The 7,257-nt window shown below is 36.3% G+C and carries 10 protein-coding genes; 4 read left to right on the forward strand and 6 right to left on the reverse strand.

The features are described 5' to 3' along the window. The first annotated feature begins 4 nt into the window (after positions 1–4). From WNY79_RS02345 to WNY79_RS02355, 3 genes are read left to right on the forward strand one after another with little or no spacing between them, the layout of a single operon-like run. Complete coding sequence (locus WNY79_RS02345; RefSeq protein WP_024598530.1) at positions 5–403, forward strand: curli production assembly/transport protein CsgE; 399 nt, start codon at positions 5–7, stop codon at positions 401–403. After that, the gene (locus WNY79_RS02350; RefSeq protein ID WP_024598529.1) at positions 393–818 is read left to right on the forward strand and encodes a curli assembly protein CsgF; all 426 of its coding nucleotides are present in this window, start codon (positions 393–395) and stop codon (positions 816–818) included. The genes WNY79_RS02345 and WNY79_RS02350 overlap by 11 nt, the downstream gene beginning before the upstream one ends. Further along, the gene (locus WNY79_RS02355; protein ID WP_342875008.1) at positions 818–1,591 is read left to right on the forward strand and encodes a CsgG/HfaB family protein; all 774 of its coding nucleotides are present in this window, start codon (positions 818–820) and stop codon (positions 1,589–1,591) included. The genes WNY79_RS02350 and WNY79_RS02355 overlap by 1 nt, the downstream gene beginning before the upstream one ends. Positions 1,592–1,764: 173 nt before the next feature. Here WNY79_RS02355 and WNY79_RS02360 read toward each other — a convergent pair whose 3' ends face one another. The 6 genes from WNY79_RS02360 to WNY79_RS02385 all read right to left on the reverse strand — a co-directional run bounded on the left by WNY79_RS02360 (position 1,765) and on the right by WNY79_RS02385 (position 6,586). Beyond that, entirely contained in the window at positions 1,765–2,454 is a 690-nt protein-coding gene (locus tag WNY79_RS02360) for a response regulator transcription factor (RefSeq protein ID WP_170071234.1), read from the reverse strand. Between the two features lie 241 nt (positions 2,455–2,695). Further along, a complete protein-coding gene (locus WNY79_RS02365; RefSeq protein ID WP_342875009.1) occupies positions 2,696–3,217 on the reverse strand; it encodes a hypothetical protein in 522 nt (173 codons plus the stop codon). 56 nt (positions 3,218–3,273) lie between these two features. Then, positions 3,274–4,812, reverse strand: coding sequence for an EAL domain-containing protein (locus WNY79_RS02370; protein WP_342875010.1), 1,539 nt, complete (start codon positions 4,810–4,812; stop codon positions 3,274–3,276). 78 nt (positions 4,813–4,890) lie between these two features. After that, entirely contained in the window at positions 4,891–5,526 is a 636-nt protein-coding gene (locus tag WNY79_RS02375; RefSeq protein ID WP_342875011.1) for an SGNH/GDSL hydrolase family protein, read from the reverse strand. An 8-nt stretch (positions 5,527–5,534) separates the two neighbouring features. Further along, positions 5,535–6,047 (reverse strand): DsrE family protein, encoded by a 513-nt coding sequence (locus WNY79_RS02380; RefSeq protein ID WP_342875012.1) that lies wholly within the window; start codon positions 6,045–6,047, stop codon positions 5,535–5,537. A gap of 65 nt (positions 6,048–6,112) precedes the next feature. Then, a complete protein-coding gene (locus WNY79_RS02385; protein WP_342875013.1) occupies positions 6,113–6,586 on the reverse strand; it encodes a flavodoxin family protein in 474 nt (157 codons plus the stop codon). Positions 6,587–6,664: 78 nt separating this feature from the next. On the opposite strand from WNY79_RS02385, the gene soxR reads away from it, so the two are divergent. Then, positions 6,665–7,126: a redox-sensitive transcriptional activator SoxR gene (soxR, locus tag WNY79_RS02390; RefSeq protein ID WP_024598518.1), complete on the forward strand. Its 462-nt coding sequence runs from the start codon at positions 6,665–6,667 to the stop codon at positions 7,124–7,126. The last annotated feature ends 131 nt before the right edge of the window (positions 7,127–7,257 follow it).

Genomic DNA, 7,257 nt, shown 5'->3' on the forward strand with positions numbered 1-7,257 from the left:
AATTATGAAAAAAAACATTAGCTTTAATAGTTACCTACTCACACTCTTCCTATGTTTTTCTGGGGCAACTCATGCTGCTGATGAACTAGAAATAGATGGCTTATTACTAGATAGAAGTATTAGCCGCTTTGGTCATCAATTTTATTATGAATTTTCAAACTATTGGCGAGATCTCCCCTCAACGGCTGGTTTTAATATAGAAATAAAAGAAACCGTAATACCAAAAGCAGGTACACAGCTTTCTTTAATAATGAATAACCAGCTTGTTTACGCGACTTATTTAGGTCGCAGATTAGAACCCCTTGATGAGCGTGTAGAGCAAGCTGTTTATACAGTAATAGATGCAATGGCTCGCTCAAACATGGCTGCATCAACCCCTGATATGGCTAAAGATGGATGGTAAAATGAAAAAAATAGCCCTTATAATAATAACAACATTAAGCTTTTCGTCCCAAGCGACTGAAATAATTTATACCCCAATCAACCCAAGCTTTGGTGGAAACCCACTAAACGCAAATATGTTGCTGAGCAAAGCGCAAGCTCAAAACAAGCATAAAGCGCCAGTAATCGAAAAAGGTTACGCTGAACAATTTCAAGATTCTTTAGAGCGCACCTATTTAAACCGCATGGTAAGAGAAATTACCGATATGGCATTTGGTGAGGACATAGAAGATAGCCTTTTTAATCAGGACTCTATTTTTATGAGTGGTGATTATCAAATTGAAGTTATAACCAGCACAACCGATTCTATTACCGTAAAAATAACAAATATATTAGATGACTCTGTTGTAATAATTGAAGTACCGAGGTTTGGATAATGTATAAACTACTAATAACAATAACATTACTGGGTTTGAGCGGCTGTGCAAGTTTGGGAAATCTTATTCCACCATCACAGCAAAAAGCTATTAGCTTAGAGCCAACTGAATTATTTGCGGATCTAAAAAACCTACCTAAACCTGTCGGTAGTATTCCTGTATCGGTTTACTCATTTAGAGATCAAACCGGGCAATATAAGCCACAAACTAACGTAAGCTCGTTTTCGACGGCTGTTACTCAAGGTGCTAACTCAATACTTGTCCAAGCACTACACGAATCAGATTGGTTTACGCCAGTAGAACGTGAGGGTTTACAAAATATTTTAACTGAGCGAAAAATCATTCGTGCAGGTCAAGCCGATAGCCCTAACCAAGCTGATTTACCACCGCTTACCACCGCCAAAATTATTTTAGAAGGCGGTATTATAAGCTACGACACCAATGTAAAAACAGGTGGTTTAGGTATGGAGTACTTTGGTATAGGCGCCTCTGAGCTTTATCGCGAAGATGCTATTTCAATATATCTACGTGCTGTTGATGTTCGAACAGGGCAAGTATTACTAAGTGTAGCCACCAGCAAAAAAGTATTAAGCCAAGAAATGCGTGCAGGATTTTTTAGATACGTGAGCTACAAACGTTTAGCCGAAGCTGAAGCGGGCTTTAGCGACAACGAACCTATGAGTATTTGTGTAACACAAGCAATAGAAAAAGCGCTTACAGATCTTATAACAAAAGGTATTGATAAAGGCTTATGGGCTAAAAAATCAGCGTAAACTGAGTTCCTGAATTAACTAAAGGCTACATATTGTAGCCTTTATAGGTTATGTGACTAGTTAGTTGAAAATAACTCCCTTACCCGAACTTTATAAGAATCTAGAGGATAAAATTTTACTTAATTGACTTAATTGACTTAATTGACCTAGATAACATCTTGGTGGCTTTACTCTTATTTAGCCATTGGCAGCAAAACTGATATATAGCGCTGAGCCCAATTAGCAAGTTCTACTCTATTGCGTGAGTTCGTTTTTTTAAACGCGCTATAAAGATGTGTTTTTACAGTATGGTCACTAATATTAAGTTTATCAGCAATTGTATGGTTACTCGCACCTTGTGCAATTAAATGAATAACAGACTTTTCACGCTTTGTTAAATGATCGTAATCGTCCTGCTTTAATTCGATGTCGTCGTGTAGGCTATTAAACGATGATGCTACGGCTAAAATATCGTTAAATGCTTTTGAAATCACTTTGCGTGTAAACCAAAGCTCGCCAGTATTAACCCGAAGTAATCCTTTGAAAATATCTTCTGGTGCATCTGATTTATAAAAAACGCCATTAAAATGGTTAAGCAATAAGTTTTGCTCGCATACATCTTCTCTATCAACATTAAAAATGACAACGTTATAGTGTTTAGCTAAACAAATAAGATCTGCAGGAATGAGGTCTTGCCATTTGCTTTTAGCACCATCGATTAAAAACAAATCATAATTAGTTCGCTGTTCTGCTTTAGGCACAGCATCATCCATTTTAACATCACTAAACAATGCTTGAAGCGTTCTTAAAATAGCGGTGTAATTATGTGAGTGAAAAGATGTTTGAAATGTTGTTTTTACAAATACTGAGCTTTTATCTAGCATAAATTTCGTCCTTGAAACATTTACCCCACATTACCGAAACCAAATACAACTTACAATCAGATTTTGGTATTAAAGCGATATTCTTATATTTCATCCTAAAATAAATAAAGACGAATAAAATCAGCATATAACCATCATTTATTTCATTTTGAAAACTGCTTTTATAAGATAAATAACAGATCGGATTAGTAACTTATAAAGCCTTAAATATGCATTAGCCTAAACTAACTTTTAGGATCAATTATTCTATATTCGCTTTTAATTTATTCAGCGCATCAACCGAAAAACCACGGTCGTAAAAATATAAAATTTCGCCACTGCTATTAATAAGTACAACACGTGAGTTATTCGGGCTTTCATTACCTGTAAATTTTTGAACCGCTTCACCGTCTTTATAAATAGTGATTACTCCACCCCATAATTCTTTAGGGATGCCCTTGCGCATACCGCTGTCTATAAATGTGCTGAACATGCGTGGTGCCATGCCCGCAATAGTAGGTAGCTCGTAAGTAGGAAGCTTAACGCCTGCCATGTCTAAGCCAATTAACCAACGATCTATATCAAATTGGCTATCTTGTTTGTAACCAATAAGCAGTAGTGTTTTATCTGCTTTAAAGTCGCTAGGTATATTTACCATATTTTGTTCTAAGCTTTCGCCACTAATGCTTGGAAACTGTTTACCTGTTAATTGTTGGTTTGGGTATTGTGTTGTACATGCACTAAGTAGTAAAAATGCAAAAGCACTTAATATTAATTTGATCATAATAAACCTAATATTTTTAAATTTCATAACGATACGCTTAGTATGGCAGCTGAGATCTAAAAATGTTGATTAGCTATGTAATTTTTAAATTTAGACGCGGTCATGGCCTTGCCATACTTCCAACCTTGTCCGAAATGTACTCCCGCCATTTTTAAAATAGCTTCTTGCTCTGTAGTTTCAATCCCTTCTGCTACGCAGGTATAATTAAACTTATGCACAAGTTCCATAATATTTGGGATCATAGAGGCTTTTAAGCCCTCAGTGGCTATATCTTGTACAAATGTACGGTCAATTTTTAGTTGATGAAAACTCAAATTTTGTAAGTTTCTTAAATTTGAGTAACCCGTACCAAAATCATCTAATGATAAGTTAAATCCCGACTCAACCAAGGTTCTAAAATGAGCATGCGCGATACTTGTATCAAGGTATTCGTCTTCAGTTATCTCTAAACAAATAATAAAGCGTGAGTTGGTAAGCTCTGTAATTTGCGGCAACAACGAGACATTACCCAGCTCTACATCACACGGAAATATATTAAGCGACACTTTAAAGCCTTCAGGCAATACCTCTATAGAAGTTAGTTCTTTAATTGCCGTTGCAATCATTGCTTCAGTAAAAGTCCATGTTAAATTATTTTTTCTGATAACCGGAATAAACTCATCAGGAAATAAAACACCGTACTTATCTTCAAAACGTGCAAGTACCTCGCAACCAATCAGCTTGCCACTTTGCAAACAAATAATGGGCTGGTAAGTCCAATAAAATGACCCCTTTTTAAGTCCTTTACGAATACGCTGATTGGTAGAGCGGCGTGCAGCAATTCTCGCATCAACTATTAACGCACTCGATATGCCCGCTAAACACGTTAAAATTAACGAAATTATTAATAATAAGTGATTATTAGAAAAAAACAGACTCCAAGGTAAGCGCACTACTACACAATATTGACTACTTGTAGAACTACAAACTGAATTAGTTTCGTAAGGAAAAAAAATATTACTTTTTACCTGCTGATACAGCCCTTCTTTACCTGCTAAATGATGCAAAGTATTTGGTGTTTTATAAATAACTTCCCAATCTGGCGCAGTAATTCCAATGTTGGTAAAAGGCGTACTCTGCATAATTAAATTATAGTCCCCTTGCCTGACTATAATTACCTCCATAGGGCGTTCACTAAACAATAATAGATAAAGCTCTGGCTCAAAACGAACCCTCACCTGTTCATCATCTCGAATAAAGTCAGGCTGTTTGTCGTTAATTGGTTTACTTAATAAGCCTGCACCCGTAGTGCAAACTAGCTGGTTACCTTTAAAAAAACCTATATCAATTACATATTTTGCATCAAATAAAGCGCGGCGCATCTCAAGAAGAGTTGTGTTGTCACACTGTTTAAACGCAAGCTTATTTAATGGGGTAAGTATTCGACGCCTCTCTGCAATTGCACCTTCTATATGAGTGAGAATATACTCAGCATCAGATTTTGTTTGTGCTGTTAATTGTTGAGCTGCAAAGTTGAGCAAAATAAAACAGCCAGCTACAAATACCAGCCCTCCGGTTAAAATGGCTATAATAGATTTTTGTTGGTACTTTTTCATAGCATCTCGAAGTTGTTAATTTATGTCGCTTTTTTTTTAGATGATTACATAAGTCGTACTAAATTCAAATAGATAGATTCAAGAATTGTTGAGTGAGTTTTGAACCAATTGCGTTATTTTAAAGCCTATTGCCAAATGTTGGATATCATCAAAATGAATCCCATCACCATCTGTTATGTTAATAAACGAGTTAAAATCAATAAAAGCGCACTTATTATTAGCCGCAACACTTTTAAATGCACTAGAGAGCTCTGTTGCTTTTATATCTGCATCTTCATAAATACGCGAATACTGCTCGGTAATTCTTATTTTAGGTGGGCTAGCAATAATAATTTTAGGTGATTTTAAAGTACTACTTTTCTGATAATAACTATGTATTGAGTTAATTAAATCATTCAAGCCATCTGCTATTAAACTAGGAGTTAAATTAAAACGTTTTTTAAGATCGTTTGTACCAAGGGCAATAATAATAAAGTCAATTCGATGCGCCTCTAAATAAGGCTTTAAATAGCTAACACCACTCAGCACACCATCAAAAGGCGGGTTATGCACTAACGTGCGGTTAGGTTGCCCCGCCTCAATAATAGCAAAAGCACACTCTAAATTCTTAGCTAATAGCGATGTCCAGCGGGTATTTTCATCAAAGCGTTTACCCGTTATAGAGTTTAATCCCCAGGTATTAGAATCACCAAAGCAGAGTATATTTTTTATCATTTGAGTCATTAAAATGGGTTAAGTGTATAACCTTGTTGTTGTAACTGAGCATGTGCTGTCATCGCAGAAAGTGACATTTTTACGCCATCAATTAAAAGCTCTGGCGTTACTTTAAAGTGAGTAGCCGATTGCCCGCAAACATACACTTTAGTGTTATTAGCAAGTAGCTGCTCAATTAACGCTTGGTTTTTATTGTCAGCGTCAAAACGTTTTTTATATTCGCTATTAGCTAACACATCAACACTTGCACTACCGTGCACAACTAACGCTAATTGAATGTTATCTGGCTTTACACCGTGTGCTACATGCATATTAATAAAACGTGCAAGTGAGTTCATTGAATTGTTCTGCTCACCTTTTTTAGCGCCATCTGCAACATCAAAGGCTATTTTAAATACCGTAGAGTTATTTATTTCATCATGTTGAGGAACATTGTAATAATTCCCAAACTCTTTAATTGGTTGCTCATTAGCATTAATAAACGGGCTAAAAATTAGTACTAACCATAGTAAATATTTCATTAAACTATCCTTTGTTTTTTAAGCGTATTACTAAACTACCAGAGACAACCAAAAAAGGCTGCAATTTAAGCAACCTTTTGGGTACTTTTGTGGCTATGGTTAATAAACTGCATGCCTAAATAGCTAAACGTATTTTTAAACTGCTCGACAAAACAGGCGGGAGCTTCGCTTGATGACGCATTCGAAAGCACTGAAAAATGCTTACTACGTAAACTACGAAGCTTATGTTTTAATGCTTCATCGTCCATGTAATCGGTTATTCTATCAATAAATAATTTCATTTGTACTGTGGTGCTGTACCAATAAACTGGCGAAGCAAACACCCAATGGTCATACGTTAAAAGTGCTTCAAACACAGCGTAAAAGTCATCATTTTTATAGTTTTTGTTATAGCAGTACGGCGCTATTTTATAATCATCCAAACATATTACACGCACATTATTTTGCTCTGCAAATCCGTTAACGTGCGCCTGTGTATTACCATTTTTACGTGCGCTTGAATAAATAATAACCGTACTACGCTCAAGTTTTTGTTGCATTTAGTTAGCTCCTTTTTTAATGTTGAATGAAGCTTAAAACCTCAAGTTATATTGAGGTCAAACGGAAATTAAAAAATAATGCAAACAGATCAAAAAAAACTAACTGAGGCCAACTTAACAGTAGGTTATGTAGCAAAGCGTAGCGGCGTAAAAGTATCAACCCTGCATTTTTACGAAACAAAAGGACTAATACGTAGCTGGCGAAATGGCGGGAATCAACGCCGTTACAAAAAAGATGTACTGCGACGTATAGCGGTAATAAAAGCCGCACAAGCCATGGGAATAACCCTTGATGAAATTAAACAAACACTGGCAACATTACCTGATCAGCGCACACCCACACAAAAAGACTGGGCAGCCCTTTCAAAGCAATGGCAAGCACAGCTGGACGAGCGAATAGCGTATATGCAGCGTTTGCGTGATCGCGTTGATGGGTGTATTGGCTGTGGGTGCTTATCTATGAGTAAATGCCCTATTTATAACAAAAATGACCACTTAGGCGAAAACCAAAGTGGTGCTATTTTGTTAGAGCGAGATTGAGGGCTAGATTAAAGTTAATCTAAGCCGCTTAACCCCTCTCTCGCCGCTCGGTATCGGAGTTTTTCAAGTTAGTTGTCGCATCAAATTAAATTTTATGCCGCCCGCATTGCTTCTTTTTTCTCTGGATTTAA

Source organism: Pseudoalteromonas sp. AS84, from assembly GCF_038900255.1.
Lineage (GTDB): Bacteria > Pseudomonadota > Gammaproteobacteria > Enterobacterales > Alteromonadaceae > Pseudoalteromonas.